The sequence below is a fragment of the Demequina sediminis genome (assembly GCF_030296675.1).
Taxonomy (GTDB): domain Bacteria; phylum Actinomycetota; class Actinomycetes; order Actinomycetales; family Demequinaceae; genus Demequina; species Demequina sediminis.
In genome coordinates, this window is record NZ_AP027736.1 from 1,636,895 (window position 1) to 1,654,022 (window position 17,128).

19 protein-coding genes and 1 tRNA gene are annotated in these 17,128 nt (G+C 71.4%); 5 read left to right on the top strand and 15 right to left on the bottom strand.

The annotated features are described in order from the left end of the window. Window positions 1-99: 99 nt before the first annotated feature. From QUE44_RS08325 to manA, 8 genes are all read right to left on the bottom strand, one after another. Window positions 100-1,326 (bottom strand): lycopene cyclase family protein, encoded by a 1,227-nt coding sequence (locus QUE44_RS08325; RefSeq protein WP_286214067.1) that lies wholly within the window; start codon window positions 1,324-1,326, stop codon window positions 100-102. Window positions 1,327-1,401: 75 nt separating this feature from the next. Continuing rightward, window positions 1,402-2,793 (bottom strand): glycoside hydrolase family 10-like protein, encoded by a 1,392-nt coding sequence (locus QUE44_RS08330; RefSeq protein WP_286214068.1) that lies wholly within the window; start codon window positions 2,791-2,793, stop codon window positions 1,402-1,404. Between the two features lie 61 nt (window positions 2,794-2,854). Continuing rightward, window positions 2,855-2,927, bottom strand: a tRNA-Arg gene (locus QUE44_RS08335). A gap of 38 nt (window positions 2,928-2,965) precedes the next feature. Then, on the bottom strand, window positions 2,966-3,952 hold the full coding sequence (locus tag QUE44_RS08340; protein ID WP_286214069.1) for an aldo/keto reductase: 987 nt from the start codon (window positions 3,950-3,952) through the stop codon (window positions 2,966-2,968). A gap of 138 nt (window positions 3,953-4,090) precedes the next feature. Further along, complete coding sequence (locus QUE44_RS08345) at window positions 4,091-4,804, bottom strand: C40 family peptidase (RefSeq protein WP_286214070.1); 714 nt, start codon at window positions 4,802-4,804, stop codon at window positions 4,091-4,093. A gap of 151 nt (window positions 4,805-4,955) precedes the next feature. Next, a complete protein-coding gene (locus QUE44_RS08350; RefSeq protein ID WP_286214071.1) occupies window positions 4,956-5,636 on the bottom strand; it encodes a metal-dependent transcriptional regulator in 681 nt (226 codons plus the stop codon). Further along, the gene (locus QUE44_RS08355) at window positions 5,633-6,961 is read right to left on the bottom strand and encodes a UDP-glucose dehydrogenase family protein (RefSeq protein WP_286216729.1); all 1,329 of its coding nucleotides are present in this window, start codon (window positions 6,959-6,961) and stop codon (window positions 5,633-5,635) included. The genes QUE44_RS08350 and QUE44_RS08355 overlap by 4 nt, the downstream gene beginning before the upstream one ends. A 28-nt stretch (window positions 6,962-6,989) precedes the next feature. Then, the gene (manA, locus tag QUE44_RS08360; RefSeq protein WP_286214072.1) at window positions 6,990-8,177 is read right to left on the bottom strand and encodes a mannose-6-phosphate isomerase, class I; all 1,188 of its coding nucleotides are present in this window, start codon (window positions 8,175-8,177) and stop codon (window positions 6,990-6,992) included. A gap of 32 nt (window positions 8,178-8,209) precedes the next feature. Here manA and serC point away from each other — a divergent pair, with 32 nt between their 5' ends. After that, complete coding sequence (gene serC, locus QUE44_RS08365; protein WP_286214073.1) at window positions 8,210-9,334, top strand: phosphoserine transaminase; 1,125 nt, start codon at window positions 8,210-8,212, stop codon at window positions 9,332-9,334. Between the two features lie 115 nt (window positions 9,335-9,449). Here serC and QUE44_RS08370 read toward each other — a convergent pair whose 3' ends face one another. Beyond that, window positions 9,450-9,650, bottom strand: coding sequence for a hypothetical protein (locus tag QUE44_RS08370; protein ID WP_286214074.1), 201 nt, complete (start codon window positions 9,648-9,650; stop codon window positions 9,450-9,452). Window positions 9,651-9,749: 99 nt separating this feature from the next. On the opposite strand from QUE44_RS08370, the gene QUE44_RS14100 reads away from it, so the two are divergent. Next, window positions 9,750-10,025, top strand: coding sequence for a CAP domain-containing protein (locus QUE44_RS14100; protein ID WP_350226925.1), 276 nt, complete (start codon window positions 9,750-9,752; stop codon window positions 10,023-10,025). A gap of 86 nt (window positions 10,026-10,111) precedes the next feature. Here QUE44_RS14100 and QUE44_RS08375 read toward each other — a convergent pair whose 3' ends face one another. Genes QUE44_RS08375 through QUE44_RS08385 form a run of 3 tightly spaced genes read right to left on the bottom strand, consistent with a single transcriptional unit; the run spans window position 10,112 to window position 12,547 of the window. Next, window positions 10,112-11,419 carry an MFS transporter gene (locus tag QUE44_RS08375; RefSeq protein WP_345378563.1) on the bottom strand — a complete coding sequence of 436 codons (1,308 nt, stop codon included), beginning with the start codon at window positions 11,417-11,419 and terminating at the stop codon, window positions 10,112-10,114. After that, complete coding sequence (locus tag QUE44_RS08380; protein WP_286214075.1) at window positions 11,319-12,167, bottom strand: DUF3027 domain-containing protein; 849 nt, start codon at window positions 12,165-12,167, stop codon at window positions 11,319-11,321. Before QUE44_RS08380 ends, QUE44_RS08375 begins: the two co-directional genes overlap by 101 nt. After that, on the bottom strand, window positions 12,167-12,547 hold the full coding sequence (locus QUE44_RS08385) for a cold-shock protein (RefSeq protein WP_286214076.1): 381 nt from the start codon (window positions 12,545-12,547) through the stop codon (window positions 12,167-12,169). Before QUE44_RS08385 ends, QUE44_RS08380 begins: the two co-directional genes overlap by 1 nt. Window positions 12,548-12,727: 180 nt before the next feature. Between QUE44_RS08385 and QUE44_RS08390 the strand changes: the two genes are divergently transcribed. The 3 genes from QUE44_RS08390 to QUE44_RS08400 all read left to right on the top strand — a co-directional run bounded on the left by QUE44_RS08390 (window position 12,728) and on the right by QUE44_RS08400 (window position 14,150). Beyond that, window positions 12,728-13,450 (top strand): HD domain-containing protein, encoded by a 723-nt coding sequence (locus tag QUE44_RS08390; protein ID WP_286214077.1) that lies wholly within the window; start codon window positions 12,728-12,730, stop codon window positions 13,448-13,450. A gap of 73 nt (window positions 13,451-13,523) precedes the next feature. After that, complete coding sequence (locus tag QUE44_RS08395; RefSeq protein ID WP_286214078.1) at window positions 13,524-13,811, top strand: WXG100 family type VII secretion target; 288 nt, start codon at window positions 13,524-13,526, stop codon at window positions 13,809-13,811. 69 nt (window positions 13,812-13,880) lie between these two features. After that, window positions 13,881-14,150, top strand: coding sequence for a DUF4031 domain-containing protein (locus tag QUE44_RS08400; RefSeq protein WP_286214079.1), 270 nt, complete (start codon window positions 13,881-13,883; stop codon window positions 14,148-14,150). 92 nt (window positions 14,151-14,242) lie between these two features. Here the strand turns inward: QUE44_RS08400 and groL are convergent, their stop codons facing one another. From groL to QUE44_RS08415, 3 genes are all read right to left on the bottom strand, one after another. Then, window positions 14,243-15,868 (bottom strand): chaperonin GroEL, encoded by a 1,626-nt coding sequence (gene groL / locus QUE44_RS08405; RefSeq protein WP_286214081.1) that lies wholly within the window; start codon window positions 15,866-15,868, stop codon window positions 14,243-14,245. Window positions 15,869-16,116: 248 nt separating this feature from the next. Next, window positions 16,117-16,719 (bottom strand): LytR C-terminal domain-containing protein, encoded by a 603-nt coding sequence (locus QUE44_RS08410; protein ID WP_286214082.1) that lies wholly within the window; start codon window positions 16,717-16,719, stop codon window positions 16,117-16,119. Window positions 16,720-16,754: 35 nt separating this feature from the next. Then, window positions 16,755-17,033, bottom strand: a complete 279-nt coding sequence (locus tag QUE44_RS08415) for a DUF3263 domain-containing protein (protein WP_286214083.1) — start codon at window positions 17,031-17,033, stop codon at window positions 16,755-16,757. Window positions 17,034-17,128: the final 95 nt, after the last annotated feature.

Consider the following 17,128-nt stretch of genomic DNA (forward strand, 5'->3'; position numbering starts at 1 on the left):
GCTCCGGAGAGCCCCGCCCACCACGCGAGCCCTCCCCGGCCAGCAGCGAGGCCGAGGTGACCAGCACGATCATCTCGAGGTGGCGCCTGAACCAGCGGCTCATCTGTCCACGGTAGGACGGCGACGCCGGCTCGCGGTGGGACGAAGGTCGCTCACCTGTGCGCGCGCGAAGCGCAGCAACGGCAGCGAGGCGAAGATCCGCACGTGGTCGGCGAGGCTCGCCTCGCCGTCGAGGAAGCGCAGCGTGCGGGCCGGCGGGTGAGCCGTGAGCATCGCGGCGAAGGCCTCGCGCACGGCGTCGGGATCCGCGCGGATCACCCGCAGCAGCGCGGCGTCGAGCAGCCGAGGCCAGCGCTCGGGCGCCGCGGCGCGACGAGGGTCGCGTTCGGCCACGAGCCGCCGCGCGATCCCCTCGCTGTGGCGCTGGATGCGCGCAAACGCGTAGCCCGTGCTCGCGCGCACCATTCCGGCACGCGCCCCGATGGGGACGATGCCCCCGCCGGGTCGGGCGGACGCGTGGGCGACGAGCGGGATGAGGCCCTCCTCGCGACCCGTGACGCGCGCGTCGGGCAGGGCGAGAGTGTCGCGCAGATACGTGGCGAGCTCGGCCTCGTGGCCGCCGCGAACCCGCCCGCGCGCGCCAGGGTGGACGAAGACGGTGCGCTCGACCAGCGCCGTCCGCGGCGACGACGGCAGCACGTAGACGAAGGCGACGCCGTCACGCTGGCCGGTGCGGAAGTCCATGAGGGTCACCGCGTCCCCATCGAACACGTCCCGATCGGATTCGACGTGGAGTCCCAGGAAGTCGAGATGAGGGGCCGACCGCGGATCGACCCGGGTGGCGCCGGGGCCCACGCTGTCGAAGACCCACGGCGCCCGCAGGCGCGTCACGCCGCCCCGCGGCATGTCGACGGTCACGACCCCGGCATCGTCCTCCTGCGCGATCCCGAGCGCGCGCCCGGCGACCCGCACGCCGCCGTCCAGCTCGGCCAGCGCGGCCTGCGCCGCCTCGGCGAGCGCGAAGCCGGTGATCGAGAGATACGTGTGGGGAGCGAGAGGGGCGTGGCGACGCCACGTGGGACCGGCCGCCTCAAGGTGGTGGAAGCGAGCGGTGGCGTGTGCGTCGAGCAGGCCCGCTCCGCGACCCCACCACGCCCACGACCGGTGTGCGTGCGGGTGGTCACCGTCGTCGACGATCGCGAGCCGCCCGCGCCAGCCGGCGTGTGCGAGATGGCACACGAGCGACAACCCCGCGGCGCCGCCTCCGACGATCACGGCGTCGAAAGACTCGGCGTCGACGGCATCGGCGTGGTCGCGTGACGTCACCGCCGTCTCCCCCGGTCGCTCGGCGGCAGTCTCGCAGCGGCCGCGCGCTCGCGACAGTGCCCATGGTCCCGGTGACTACCCGCCCCAGTCGCTGGCCGCAAGGCTGGCCCACAGCGGACGCTCCGGATCGTTGGTCGAGCCCTGATACGAGTACACCGCAACCGAGCCGAGCCGAGCGTCCGCGAGGCCCACCTGGGTGAGCGCGTCGCGCGGCGAGTTGAGGTAGCCGGCGATCCCCGGCACCACGGGGGTGCCCGTGCGGCGCTCGAGTCCCGCCTGGTAGTCGAGCCAGCGCCGCAGCCACGCCGACTGCTGGGCGTCCGCCTCGCGGAAGTAGTCCATGGGCATGAGGACATCGACCAGGTCGCGCTCGGCCCAACCCTCCCAGTCCTGGAGCGCCTCGCGGAACGCGGCCGTGTCCTCGAAGTCCCGCACGGACGACCCACCCGGCCCGTCCCCCCACGCGATCACCGCCGCCGAGAGCACGGCGTCGCTTCCCGCGGCATCGATCGCGCGGCCCGCGTCCGCGACGAGCGCGTCGACCTGGGCGCGGCGCCATCGCGACCACGCGGCGTCGTCCGGCGCGGGCGTGGCCGTGGTGCCCGTCGCCTCCCGATAGCGCGCGAGTGCACGCGGGTGATATCCGTGGCGCTGCGAGGCGTAACGGACGTAGTCGAGGTGAATGCCATCGACGTCGTAGTCCTCGGCGATCTCGCGCACGACGGCCGCGACGTGCTCGCGCACCTCGGGAAGCGCCGGATCCAGGTACTCGGTCCACTCGCCGTCGACCGTGCGCGTGACCCATCGGTCGCGCTCGGGCGCCGCAAGTCCGTGCTCGGCGGGCAGCCAGCCGGCGGGGGCGGGAAGGCCGTCGTATGCGGCGTGCCAGGTCGGGGCGACGGGAATCCACGCGTGCACCTCGAGACCCGCCGCATGCGCCTCGGAGATCAGCGTAGCGAGCACGTCGAGACCCGGTTCGAGAGCGGGGTCCGGCGTGCGGGGCAGGACGTCCGAGTCGTAGTACGCGTCGTGGCGGCGCACCACCTCCGCGACGATTGCCGTGGCACGCGCGCCGTCGAGCCGCTCGACCACCCGCGCGATGCCCTCGCGAGTCTTGAGCGACCCGTCGAAGAGGTGGACCCACACCGCCCGGTCGAGGGTGGCGGGCGCGGGCGGCTGGGGCGCTGGTGGCTGGGGCGCCGGCGGTGTGGGGGTAGGCGTCACGCGCGGGGCGGCGGTCGGGGTCGGCGTAGTGCTCGGGGCGACGATGCCGGTCGGAGTCGCGGACGGCCCGTGCGTCGGCAGGGGGTCGGGTATGGAGGTGGGTAGCGGGGTCTCGGTGACGCCGCCGCTCGGGGCCGCGCTCGGGACTGGCTGCGAGCCACCGGAGCAGCCCGTCGCCACCATCATCGCGGCGAGCATGCCGACAAGCCATCGTGGCCAGCGACGCCGCCGCAGGCGCCTCATCACCGGACCTCCTCGACGAGATCACTCTCAGTCTACGAGCGTGGAGACGACACCGCAGAAGTGCGCCTGGACAGATTCGAACTGTCGACACCCGCTTTAGGAGAGCGGTGCTCTATCCCCTGAGCTACAGGCGCCGGGGTGACCGCACCAGGGTACCCGCTCGCGCATCGGCCTAGAACAGGTGGTGGACGTGCTCCCTGCAGAAGCGGTCGTAGATGTCCTCGAGCGCCGCCATGGTCGCGGCCGGAAGCTCGGGGAACTCCGCGGCTTCGGCGTTGGAGCGCGCTTGTGAGGGCTTGGAGGCGCCGGGGATCATCGTGGCGACGCCCACCTGCGCGAGCCAGCCGAGCGCCATCTGCGACGTCGCCCAGCCCTCGGGGGTGAGCGCGGCGACCTCGCGGGCAGCCGCCACTCCCACCTCGAACGGGATGCCGGAGAACGTCTCGCCGATGTTCATCTTGGCGCCGTCGCGGTTCCACGTCCGGTGGTCCTCGGGCGCGAACGTCGTGTGCTCGTCGTACTTGCCCGACAGCAGCCCCGATGCGAGCGGCAGGCGCGCGATGATCCCGACACCCTTCTCGCGCGCCTCGGGAAGCACTCGCTCAAGCGGCTTGCGGCGGAAGATGTTGACGATGATCTGAATGGTGGCGAGGTCGGGCTGCTCGAGCGCCGCGAGGGCCTCGTCCACCAGCTCGACGGACACGCCCCACCGCGCGATCCGCCCCTCCTGCTGCAGCGTGCGCAGGTCGTCGTAGACGCGCTCGTCGCCGAACACCGCCGTGGGCGGGCAGTGCAGCTGCACCAGGTCGAGGGTGTCGACGCCCAGGTTCTCGCGCGAGCGGTCCGTCCACGCGCGGTAGTGGTCGAGCGTGTACTCCTCGGGGGTGTGCGGGTTCGCACGCCGGCCCATCTTGGTGATGACCGTGAACTCGCCGCGGTCCGTGCGGCCCGCAAGGAACCGCCCGATCGCCTTCTCCGAGCGGCCGTCACCGTACACGTCCGCCGTGTCGAAGAGGCGCGTTCCCGCGTCGGCGGCCGCCGCGAGCACCTCCTGCGCGGTCTCGTCGCCGACGGTGGCCCAGTCGCCACCCAGTTGCCACGTTCCGAGTCCCACCAGGGAGATCTCGCGTCCAAGATTCGGCACCGTTGTCGTCCTCATGGCTCCACGGTAGCCCGGTCCGGGAGCACTCAACGCCACGTCGGGACGCGAACCGGGGGATGCGGGGACGATGCCCGGGCCCACACACGACGAAGGCCGCCACCCGGGAGGGTGACGGCCTTCGTGGGGCGTGCGCGATCAGCCGGTGACGCGGACGTAGATCGGGTTCGACTGCCAGATCGGGCGGAACTGGATGGTCTTGCCGGGACGCGGCGAGTCGATCTGCAGGTTGGGACCCGCGTAGATGCCCACGTGGCCGGGCGACACAATCAGGTCGCCGGGCTGGGGGTCGGAGACTCGCGTGCCCACGTTGTAGTACGCGCCCGACGAGCGCGGCAGCGAAATGCCGAAGGCCCGATAGACGTACGACACGAATCCTGTGCAGTCAAAGCCGGACGGGGTGCTCCCGCCCAGGACGTAAGGCACGCCCACGTACTTGGCGGCCTCCGCGATGATCGCGGATCCGGAGATCGCGGCCTGCACGTTTGCGGACGGCTGGACCGTCTGCGTCTTCGCGACGGCCGTGGCTCCGCTGGAGGAGGACGAGGAGGCGGGGGCCTCCGCGACCGGCTCGGGCTCGGGCTCGGGCGGGGGCGGGGGCGGCGGGACCTTGACCTGCACCGTGGGGGTGTCGATCGTGTAGTCGCCGGCCTCCTCGTCGGTGGTGAGCGCGGGGATCGCTGCCACGTCGGCGGTGTAGGCCGAGGCGACGTCGACTCCGGTGTCAGTCTCGAGGGGTTCAGTGGTGACCAGGGCGGCCGCGGCGGCACCGGTCAGCGGGACCACGACAAGCGCTGCGCCCGCTGCTGCGGCCACGGCGCGCGTCTTGGCGCGCATGTATCCGTACTTCAAATTTCCGTTCCTTCCGCGCCGTCTGCGCGTCGATGTTTCTGTGCCCCGCCGCTCGCGTCATCTTCGAGCGTGTCCTCTTGTGAGGGGCACCGCGGAGTAAGTCTCCTTGCCTTGAAGGCCGTCGTTGTTACCGAAAATTTATCAAACATCCTCAAGAAGGCAAGCCGAAGATGTGACGAGCGTGCTCGCGGCCCATCACGAGACCGCCCTGAGTGCTCGTGATACCCACCCCGGCATCGGCCGGCGCGAGGCGCACGATCGCGCCTGGCAACACGCCGTTCTCGACCATCACCGCTAGTAGATCGAGGTCCGCCTGCGGGTGCTCGCCTATCCTGGTGAGTGTGACATCCGTCACACCGGCGTCGAGAAGGTCCGTCACGCGCCCCTCTCCGGCCGAGCGAGCTCCCTCGACGACACCGAGCTCGGCAAGCCCGGGAATGGGGTTGCCGTAGGGCGACACGGTCGGGCTGTCGAGGAGTTCGAGGAGGCGCCGCTCGACCCGCTCGCTCATCACGTGCTCCCAGCGGCACGCCTCGTCGTGGACGTGCGCGAGGTCCAGACCGATCACGTCGGTGAGGAGCCGCTCGGCGAGGCGGTGCTTGCGCATGACGCGCATCGCGACCTCCTCTCCGGCGGGCGTGAGTTCGAGATGACGGTCCTCCGACACGACGACGAGACCGTCACGCTCCATGCGCGCAATGGTCTGCGAGACCGTGGGCCCGGCGTGACCGAAGTGCTCGGCCAGCCGGGCGCGCATGGGCGTCACGCCGTCCTCGATCAACTCGTAGATAGTCCGCAGATACATCTCGGTCGTGTCGATGAGGTCGCTCATGACGAATAGCGCCCCAGGCCCAGGTAGCGCCAACCTGCCCCGATCCACGACTCGGCGGGGAGGCAGTTGCGGCCGTCGATGACGGTCGGCTTCGCGACCACGTCCTTGAGCGCCACGGGGTCGAGCGTGCGGAACTCCGACCACTCGGTTGCCACGATCACGACATCCGCGTCCGCGCACGCCTGCTGAGCGTTGTCGGCGAAGTGGAGGGTCGGCCACACGGCGGCGGCGTTGGCCATCGCCTCGGGGTCGAAGACCCGCACGTCGGCGCCGCCCAGGTGCAGACGACCAGCGATGTCGAGCGCGGGCGAGTCGCGCACGTCGTCGGAGTTGGGCTTGAAGGCCGCACCCAGGACCGCGATGCGGGCGCCCTTGAGCGAGCCGCCCGCCTCGCGCGCGGCAAGGTCGACCACGTGATCGCGGCGGCGCAGGTTGACGTCGTCGACCTCGCGCAGGAAACGCAGCGCCTGGCCCGAGCCGAGCTCGTCGGCGCGCGCCATGAACGCCCGAATGTCCTTGGGCAGACAGCCGCCGCCGAAGCCCAGTCCGGCACCCAGGAACTTGCGGCCGATCCTCTCGTCGTAGCCGATCGCATCCGCGAGGTCGGCGACGTCCGCGCCCGTCGCCTCGCAGACCTCGGCGACCGCATTGATGAACGAGATCTTGGTCGCGAGGAACGCGTTGGCGCTGACCTTGACCAGCTCCGCGGTCGCGAGGTCCGTCACCACGATGGGCGTGTCACGGCTGAGCGCGTCGGCATACACCTCGCGCGCGACCTCCTCGATCCGCCCCGGGTTGTCCTTGTCGACACCCAGCACGAGCCGGTCCGGCCGCAGCGTGTCCTCGACGGCAAAGCCCTCACGCAGGAACTCGGGGTTCCAGCCCAGCTGGGCCTCGCCCCCGACGGGGGCGAGCTCCCTCACGCGCGCCGCGAGGCGAGCCGCCGTCCCCACAGGGACGGTCGACTTGCCCAGAATGACGGCGGGCCGGGTGAGCCGCGGCGCAAGGGTCTCGATGACCGCGTCGACAAAACTCATGTCGGCGGCGTACTCGCCCTTCTTCTGGGGCGTCCCCACCCCGATGAAGTGGACGTCGGCGAACTCTGCCGCCTCGGCGGCGTCCGTCGTGAAGCGCAGCCGACCCGAATCGACGTGCTTCTTCAGCAACTCGGGCAGGCCCGGCTCGAAGAACGGGACCTCGCCTCGCTGCAGGCGCTCGATCTTCGCGGGGTCGATGTCGACGCCGATGACCTCGTGTCCGAGCTCGGCCATCCCGGCCGCGTGGGTGGCACCCAGGTAACCGGTGCCGAAGACGGAGATACGCAGTGACATGCGCCCAGGGTATCGGCCCCGGTCAGCGGGTGGGAGACGGCACCTCCACCACCACCGCGACGCCCGTGGACTCAACCTCGATCTCGCCCTCGGCGGCGGCCACAAAGACCGCCTCGCCGCGGGCGAGTTCTACCTCCTGGCGGTGCGTGCGCAGTCGCGAGGTGCCGGCGAACGTGAGGACGATGCGCGGGCCGGCGGGGAAGGTCGCTGTGCCGTGCTCAACCAGAGAGAGGGCGTACTCCTCGACCGGTGCGATGTAGCGCGCGACGGGCCCCTCGATGTGAGGGATGACACGCGGCGGCGGGGTCGGCGTGCCGTCCGTGAGCGCGATCAGCAGGTCCACGTCGATGGGCTTGGGCGTGAGCCCCGCGCGCACCACGTTGTCGGAGTTGACCATCACCTCAAGGCCCAGCCCCGACTGATACGAGTGGATGACCCCCGCGCCGGTGAAGCACGCCTCACGCGGCGCGAGGTGGACCACGTTGAGGGCGACGGCGACAAAGGCGCCCGGATCCCACGGGTATTGGCGTGCGGCGGCCGCTGCGATCGCGAGCGTCTCGGGCGCGCCGGGCGCCTCTCCCGCCGCGATGAGGGCGTCGATCGAACCGGCGGCCTCGGGGTCGTGCAACACCTCGGCGACGTAGTCGCGCAGCGCGACAGCGGGCTCCGTGCCCGCGTCGAGGAGGAGCGTCGCCCACCGGCGCGTGAGGGGAGTGCCGATCGTCACGAGGTCCCGCGCGACGGCGGCCACGGGCCGGAAGCCCGTGAGCAGCGTCATCGGCGTGAGCGCGACCACCATCTCGGGCTTGTGGAGCCGGTCCTTGAACGTGCGCCGCGGATCACCCATGGGCGTGCCGCGGCGGTCCTCGTCCGCATAGCCCGCGTGAGCCTGGTCGAGGGTCGGGTGCACCTGCAGCGACAGCGGCCGGGCGATGGCCAGCACCTTGAGGAGGTACGGGAGGCGCTCCCACCGCGTCGAGTGCTCGTCCCCCAACATCGCGCGCGGGTCGCTTGCGATCACGGCATCGAGGGGAACCGCAGCGGCGTGCGGATCGACGCGAGCGAGCGCCGGCGCGGACGCGTGCGCCCCCCACCATGCCTCGGCGACGGGCTCCCCGGACGGCTCGCAACCCACGAGGGACTCGATGACGTCGGTCATGCCCCACGCATAGCGCTGAAGGGCGGGTTGCAGGCGGTACACGCCCGCCATGATGCCAGTACCGGCGCCATTACAGTGATGCCATGACGGACATCATCGAGATTCCCGCGCACCTTCTTCCGCAGGACGGCCGCTTCGGATCGGGCCCCTCGAAGGTCAGCGACGCCCAGATCGCGGCGCTCGTCGCGAGCCAGCCGGGCGTGCTCGGCACGTCGCACCGCCAGCCGCCGGTCAAGAATCTCGTCGGTGACATCCGTGCGATGCTGACCGAGCTCTACGCGCTGCCCGAGGGCTACGAGGTCTTGCTCGGCAACGGCGGATCGACGCTGTTCTGGGACGCCGCGGCGTTCTCGCTCGTGCGCGAGCGCGCTCAGCACTGCGCGTTCGGCGAGTTTGGCAGCAAGTTCGCCAAGGCGACCGACTCCGCACCCCACCTCGCGGCCTCGAGCATCCTCACCGCCCCCGCGGGCGAGATCGTGCTGCCGCGCGCGGAAGACGGGATCGACACTTACGCGTGGCCGCACAACGAAACCTCGACCGGCGCGATCGCCCCCGTCGAGCGTCCCGCGGACATCGGGGACGCGCTGACGGTGGTCGACGCGACGTCCGCGGCAGGCGGAGTGCGGGTCGACATCGCCCAGGCGGACGTCTACTACTTCGCGCCTCAGAAGAGCTTCGCCTCGGACGGCGGGCTGTGGTTCGCGATCGTCTCTCCCGCGGCCATCGCACGCATCGAGGAGATCGCGGCCTCCGGCAGGTGGATCCCCGAGTCCCTCTCTCTCGCCGTGGCGCTCACCAACTCGCGCGCCAACCAGACCCTCAACACCCCTGCTATCGCCACCCTCGTCATGATGCGTGCGCAGCTCGAATGGATGATCGCCTCGGGAGGACTGGGCTTCGCCGCGGACCGCAGCGCTCGCTCCTCGGGGGTCGTGTACGACTGGGCGGAGCGGACCCCGTGGACTGAGACGTTCGTCACAAACCCTGCCCATCGGTCCCCCGTGGTTGCGACCATCGACCTGCACCAGAGCGTGGATAGCGCCGAGCTGCGTCGTCACCTTCGCGCCAACGGCGTGGTGGACATTGACCCGTACCGCAAGCTTGGCCGCAACCAGATCCGCGTGGGCGTCTACCCCGCGGTCGATCCGCGCGACGTCGAGTCCCTGGTGCAGTGCATGGACTACCTCGTGGAGAAATTGCTGACATGACCGAGCCGCAGGATGTGCTGGAGCACACGCGCCCTCGTCGACGCCACGCTCCGGCCCTCCTGCTCGGTGGGCTGCCCGTGGCGATCGCGTCCACCGCCCTCGTGGGCGCCTTCACCTACGCGCCGGGACCGCCTGTCCCCGCGCCGGTACCGTCGTCGCCCGCGGTCGCGGAGGCACCCACCTTCCGCGCGACGGTGGCAGCCATCGCGGCGCCCGACGTCGAGGTCGACATGGCCGACTCGACTCCCCGCATCACGGTGACGGTTCCGCCGCCGCCCGAGCCCGCGGCGCCGGCCGTCTCGAACGGGCGCCGCACGTCATCGGGGGCGCGACCCAGGCATCGTCCTCCCGCGGCTTCGCCGCGTACTGCGCGAGCCCCTCCTCCCCCGCGTCCGCGACGAGCGTCGAGGGACTGCTGAGCGCGGCGAACGCCGAGCGCGCGCGGCTGGGCTACGCGCCGCTGTCATGGTCGGGCTCCCTCGCCTCCGCGGCGACCGCGTGGTCGCAGCACCTCGCGGCGGCGGACGAGCAGACGAGCGAGATCGCGGACCAGCTCGCGCACAACCCCAACCGGCCGGGTGCCGAGAACGTCGCGATGGTCTACCGCTCAACGGGCTACGCGCGCTCGACCGCGATCGCGAAGATGCACGTGAACTGGATGTACTCCCCGGCCACTGCGCGAACATCATGAACCCCGCGTACACCCAGATGGGCGCGGGAGCGGCGTCGACATCCGACGGAACCACCTGGTACGCGACGGAGAACTTCCGCTAGCCGTCACTCGACCGCGTGGGCCCCGCGGGGCCCGCGCGGCACCCACACCGCGAAAGCGCCCGCCGTTGCGAGTCCCGCGCCGCCCACGGCAACAAAGCCCACGGGAAGCGCGATCAGCGCCCCCAGCGACACGATCGCGGGTCCGAGCAGTCCGCCCGCATCCTGCAGGATCATCCACAGGCCGGTGAAGACTGACCTGCCCTGGGCGGGCGCCACGTCCGCTCCGAGCGTCATGATGAGCCCCGAGCCCCAGCCGTTGCCGACTCCGAGGAGCAGCGCGGCCGCCGCGACCGCGGTCGCGCCCTCGGTCAGCGGCAACGCGAGCGTCCCGGCCGCCAGCAGCAGCGTGGAGGGAATCGCGGTCCACAGCCGTCCGCGACGGTCCATCACCGCGCCAGCGGGGTAGAAGAGCAGCATGTCGATGGCCGCGGAGATCGAGAAGATGAGCGTCGCGGCCTCGGGGCTGAGGCCCACGTGAGTCGCCCACAGCGGGATCACCGCGAGCCGCGCCTGACGCAGCGCCCCGGTCGCCACCACGGCGACTCCGAGCGTCCGCAGGAGCCGCGCGTTGTCGCGCGCCACGCGGGACAGCGGGAGGCGCGGCGGGCGCTCCGTCGCACGGGAGCCGGCCCTCATGCCACCCGACAGCCCCAGCGCGACCATCGCCGCGGCGACGCACACAGCCCCCAGCACGTACGTGGTGCGCACGCCGGCGATCGCGATGAGCGCGGCGCCGAGCAGCGGGCCGATGAAGTTGGCGATCCGCCACACCCCCGCGAGCGTCGTGAGTGAACGTGCCGTGAAGGCGGGACGAATCACGCCGAGGATCTGCTCTTGGCGCGCGACGTGATACGCCGCGTGGCCGAGCCCCACGAGCGCCGCCCCTGCCATGAAGGGGACGATGCCGGGGCTGGCTCCCGCGATCACGGCGCCGGTCCCCAGGACGCCGAGCGACAGCATCGCGGCTCGCGACGCCCCCGAACGATGTGCGAGGGCACCGCCCCACGCGGAGCCAGGGAGGCGTCCCGCCTGGTAGGCGGCCACGGCGAGCGAACCGAGCACCGCCGAATGGCCCATGCCGACCACGCTCAGCGCGAGCACGGGCAGGATCGCGCCGATTCCGATCTCGGCGATGAAGGTGGGGACGTAGGCGCGCGCGGCGAGCGCACGTGCGACGTCGCGCCGCGGACTGACCGGGCCGGGGGCCTGGTCAGTCAGCCGTGGTCTCCTCGGGCTCGGGTACAGGCTCGGGCTCGGGCTCGGGCTCGGGCTCGGGTGCAGGCTCGGGCTCGGGTGCAGGCTCGGCGAGATCGACGCTCACCGCGACCTCGTTCTCGAACACGGGGTCGGGATCGGGCCACTGGGTGGCTCCACGCTCGACGTCGGTCTCCGAGTGAGCCCCACAGCCGTGGTCGACGCTCACGACGCGACCGTCCGAGGGCGACCACTCGTTGGCGCATGCGCCGAAGCGCATGCGCATCGAGCCCGTCAGGGGGATGAAGAACGCGCAGGTCGAGCACGGCGAGGGCGACGCGATCGCGGAGGCCGCGGTCGGCCCGTGCGAGCCGCGGTACCAGCGGTCCGCCACGTCCGAGCGTCCCTCGGGACCCAGGACGCGCGCGCGACCGAGCCCCAGTTCCCAGTTCGCGACGCGATCCTCGTCCTCGTCGCCCGCCTGCCCGACGCCCGTCTGCTCGTAGCCCGGCACCAGCCGCGCGTCGTCGGAGATGTACGCGAGGACCATCGAGGGCTCGAGGTCGCCGGGGCGGATGCGCTCGGCCCAGGGAACCCACGCGGGGGCGAGCAGGGCATCGTCCGCGGGCACCAGGTGCGCCTCGCACACCGTCGCCGCCTTCTGGCGCGGGGCGCGAGCGAGCGTGACGGACCACACCCACCCGCGGTACCCGGGCATCGTGCACGCGAACAGGTGGGTGACCAGGCGCTCGCCCTCGACGTGCGCCGACAGGTGCTCGCCGACGGCCTCGGCGCCTCCCGCGACCTCCACGGCGACCTCGCGCGCGAGGTCGGTCGCTCCGATCAGGACGGCATCCTTCGCCATCAGACGTCCAGCTGCTCCGCGACGGCGCGCAGCACGGCGGCCACCTGCTTGCTCTTCGCGGGCTCGGGGTAGCGGCCCTTGCGCAGCGAGTTCGAGACGCCGTCGAGCATCTTGATGAGGTCCTCGACGATCACGGTCATGTCGTCGGCCGGCTTGCGCAGGTTGGCCGCGACCGAGGGACCGGGCTCGAGAACGGTGACGCTGAGCGCGGAGGGACCGCGGCGGCCGTCGGCCACCGAGAAGTCGACCTTCGCGCCCGGGCGGATGGTCACGCCGGCGGGCAGCGCCGATGCGTGGAGGAAGACCTCCGAGCCGTCATCGCTCGCGATGAATCCGAACCCCTTGTCGGAGTCGAACCACTTCACATGTCCGGTGGGCACATCAACCTCGTTCGTCCTGCTCGCGCCGCGTCTCGGCGCTCCGACGATTCTAGCGGGCGCCCGCGACCTGGGCCCCCGGAGCCTCCGTTCACACGCGGCGCGCCGGATGGCCTTTGCGCGCGACGGTCCGATGTGGGCAGACTGGAGGCGTTGCGGTACTCGAATCCACCTGAGGTGAACATGCCCCCGGCCACCACGCCAGCCTGGCTGTTGCCCGCATTCGTGCGGGAAGCGGTCGCCGCGGGAGCAACCGCATCCGAGGATGAGATCGCCGAGGCGGGGTCTCGGCTGCTGCGCCGCTGGGAGAACCCGGCCCGCCACTTCCACGACGTTCGCCACCTGGTCGAGTTGCTGACGCGCGTGGACGAGCTTCAGCAGGAGACGCGGCTTCCCCACTGCGTGAGGCTCGCGGCCTGGTATCACGGCGCCGTGTTCGCGTCGGATGCCGAGTCCGCATACGCGGCACGCGGCGGCGAGGACGAGGACGCCAGCGCGGAGTTCGCCAGGCTCGAGCTGAGGGTGTTGGGTCTTCCCGAGGCGAAGATCGACGCCGTCGCGACGATGGTCCATGGCCTGTCGCGCCACGCGATGGCCGCGGAGTCGCCCGATGCCGCCGTGCTGTCGGACGCTGACCTCGCGATCCTCGCGGCGGATCCGCAGCGCTACAAGGCGTATCTGCACGACGTGAGGGCCGAGTACGCCGAGATCCCCGAGGACCGCTTCCTGCGCAGCCGCAGGGAGATCGTCATGAAGCTGCTCGGGCGCGAGCGCCTCTACACGAGCCCGCTGGGCGCCAACTGGGAGTCGCAGGCGCGTCAGAACCTCACCGCGGAACTCGCACGGCTCGACAAGGCCATCGCGGCGATGTCCACGGCCCCCGACGCGGGACACCCCGTCCCCTGATCGCACGGCGCGCGGCGCGCGACGCGCCAGCCACTTCCTAGCCTCGGAGTCACCACGACCCGAGGAGGACACCATGCAGTATCACGTCGACGCGGCGGAGGTCTCCGCCGCCTCCGCCCGTGCCGCACGCTCGGCCGAGGCGATCCGTGCCGAGGTCGCGGGGCTCATGGCCCAGCTCAACGCCCTCGACTCCACATGGCAGGGATCGGCTGCGGCAGCGTTTGGCGACGCCCGCGAACAGTGGCGAGGCGCACAGGTCCACGTCGAGACGGCTCTCGACGCGATCACGACCGCCCTCGCGCACGCGGCGCGCTCCTACGAAGAGGCGGAGGCGACGGCGGCGCGACTCTTCTCGCGGTAGTCCCCTGTCGCCCGCCCACTCCCCGGCCGGGACGGTCAGGGCTCGCCGCCCGGCGCGTAGGCTCGACGCATGATCCTCATCGATCCGCCGTTGTGGCCCAACCACGGAACGGTGTGGGGACACCTGGTATCCGACGCTTCTCTCGCGGAGCTCCACGAGTTCGCCGCGAGGGCCGGGATTCCGCGACGCGCGTTCGACCGCGACCACTATGACTACCCCATCGCGCGCCGTCACGAGCTTGTCGCGATGGGTGCGACGGAGGTCTCGACGCGCGAACTCATCGTGAGGCTGCGCGCGTCGGGCCTCAGGGTCACCGCGGCAGAGCGTCGCGCGGGCTGAGTGGGCGGAGCGGACGTAGCGGTGACGCCTCGAACACGCCGATGGCCCCCGGGGACATCCCCGGGGGCCATCGGACGGTGGTTCGGCTGAGCTTAGAAGCCCATGCCGCCCATGTCGCCACCGCCGGCCGGCATGGCCGGCTCGGGCTCGGGCTTGTCGGCCACGACGGCCTCGGTCGTGAGGAACAGCGCCGCGATCGACGCCGCGTTCTGCAGCGCGGAGCGGGTCACCTTGACCGGGTCGTTGACGCCCGCGGCCAGCAGGTCCTCGTACACGCCGGTCGCGGCGTTGAGGCCGTGACCGATCGGGAGGCCCTTGACCTTCTCCACGACAACGCCGCCCTCGAGGCCGGCGTTGATCGCGATCTGGCGCAGCGGGGCGGTGATGGCCGCCTCGACGATACGCGCACCGGTCGCCTCGTCACCCTCGAGCTCGAGGGTGGCGAATGCGGTGGTGCCCGCCTGGATGAGGGCCACGCCACCACCGGCGACGATTCCCTCCTCGACGGCGGCCTTCGCGTTGCGGACGGCGTCCTCGATGCGGTGCTTGCGCTCCTTGAGCTCGACCTCGGTGGCCGCGCCCGCCTTGATGACGGCGACGCCGCCGGCGAGCTTGGCGAGGCGCTCCTGGAGCTTCTCGCGGTCGTAGTCCGAGTCCGAGTTGTCGATCTCGGCACGGATCTGGCGAACACGACCCTCGATCTGCTCGGCCGCACCGGCGCCCTCGACGATCGTGGTCTCGTCCTTCGTGACGACCACCTTGCGCGCCTGGCCCAGCAGCTCGAGACCCGCGTTGTCGAGTGACAGGCCCACCGACTCGGAGATCACGGTACCGCCGGTGAGGATCGCCATGTCCTGCAGCATCGCCTTGCGGCGGTCACCGAAGCCGGGAGCCTTGACGGCGACGGCCTTGAAGGTGCCACGGATCTTGTTGACCACGAGCGTCGCGAGGGCCTCGGACTCGACGTCCTCCGCGATGATCGCGAGGGGCTTGCCGGTCTGCATGACCTTCTCGAGCACGGGGACCAGGTCCTTGACGGACGTGATCTTCGACTCGACGAGCAGCACGTAGGCGTCCTCGAGGACGGCCTCCTGGCGCTCCGGGTCGGTGACGAAGTACGCCGAGAGGAAGCCCTTGTCGAAGCGCATGCCCTCGGTCAGCTCGAGCTCGAGGCCCAGAGCCGAGGACTCCTCGACGGTGATGACACCCTCCTTGCCGACCTTGTCCATCGCCTCGGCGATGAGCTCGCCGATCGCGGGGTCACCGGCGGAGATGCCAGCCGTCGCGGCGATCTCTTCCTTGGTCTCGACCTCCTTGGCCGCCTTGAGCAGCTCGGCGGTCACGGCCTCGACGGCCTTCTCGATGCCCTTCTTGAGGGCGATCGGGTTGGCGCCAGCGGCCACGTTGCGCAGGCCCTGCGTCACGAGCGCCTGGGCGAGGACGGTGGCGGTGGTGGTGCCGTCACCGGCGACGTCGTCGGTCTTCTTGGCGACCTCCTTGACGAGCTCGGCGCCGATCTTCTCGAAGGGCTCCTCGAGCTCGATCTCCTTGGCGATGGAGACACCGTCGTTGGTGATGGTCGGGGCGCCCCACTTCTTCTCGAGCACCACGTTGCGACCCTTGGGTCCGAGCGTGACCTTGACGGCGTCAGCGAGGGCGTTCATGCCCCGCTCCATACCGCGGCGGGCCTCCTCATCGAAGGCAATGATCTTTGCCATGGGGGTAGTTCCTCTTCCGATGGATGACGGTCCCCCACCGCCCGCGACGGACGGCCCGGATCGCGGCGTTCACGTCACGCCGCGCTCCGCACCTCGGCGGAGAACCCTAGGTCTGTTAGCACTCGGACCAGCCGAGTGCTAACGCCGATTCTGGCACTCTCCCCCGTCGAGTGCAAACGCCGAGAGGGTGTGTTCGCCCTCGGCGTGTGCGGGTCCGTCGGGTACTCGCCCGGCGGGTACGCGACGCGCTAGCGGGGATCGGTGACGATCTGCGCCTCGATGTCGGCGTCAGAGCTGGGCGTGCCCTGCTCGACCGCGTCGAAGCCGAGCAGCGACGCGACCTCGGCGGCCGTGTCGGCGAGCGACTCGTCCGCGTAGACCACGGTATTGACGTCGGGCTCGTCACCGCCCAGGTTGGCCGCGGTGACGTCGGTGAAGCCACCCGCAGTGAGGAGGTCCGCCTGACCCGCCGCAAGACCGCCGATTCCCGTGCCGTTGAGTACCGCGATGGGCGTGTCGAACACGATCACGGGCTCGGGCTCCGCGGTCTCGGTCGGCTCCGGCTCGGCGGAGGCCGTCTCGGACGGCTCGGGCGCCGCGCTCGCGGTCGGCTCGGTCGTCGGCTCGGTCGTCACGGTCGCGGACGGAGTGGGCGAGGCGCTCGGGTCGGCCGTCGACCCGCTGTTCCACAGGAACGTCGCGTAGAGGAAGGCCACGAGTCCCGCGGCGAGGAACACCAGCAGGGGCACCAGCAGGAGCGTCCACCACGGTCGCGGCGCACGGTGGACCCCGACGGGCCCTCCGCGCTCGGCGATCTCGTCGAACTCGTCGCGCTGGTACTCGTTGGTCACGCGGTCACCCTATCGTCCGGCTCGCAGGTGTGGGCTCACGCCTCGTCGGCGCCCGCGTGGCGGCCCCGCTGGCGTGCCGCGCGCATGCGTCGCAGCCGCTTGACCAGCATGGGGTCATGCGCGAGCGCGCCCGGCGTGTCGATGAGGGCGTTGAGCACCTGGTAGTACTGCGTCGCGGTCATCCCGAAGAGATCGCGCACCGCGTCCTCCTTGGCACCCGCGTACCGCCACCACCGGCGCTCGAAGGACAGGATGTCGGCGTCGCGCTCGTCGAGCGTGCTGGCGTCCACCACGCGTGCGGCTCCCGCGTCCATCCGTCCTCCATTCGTCGGACACCACGCTACCGGCGGGCGGCCGGCCCTCCGCGCAGGCGCGCGGGGCACCCGGCCCCGCCGCGCATCGTCCGCTC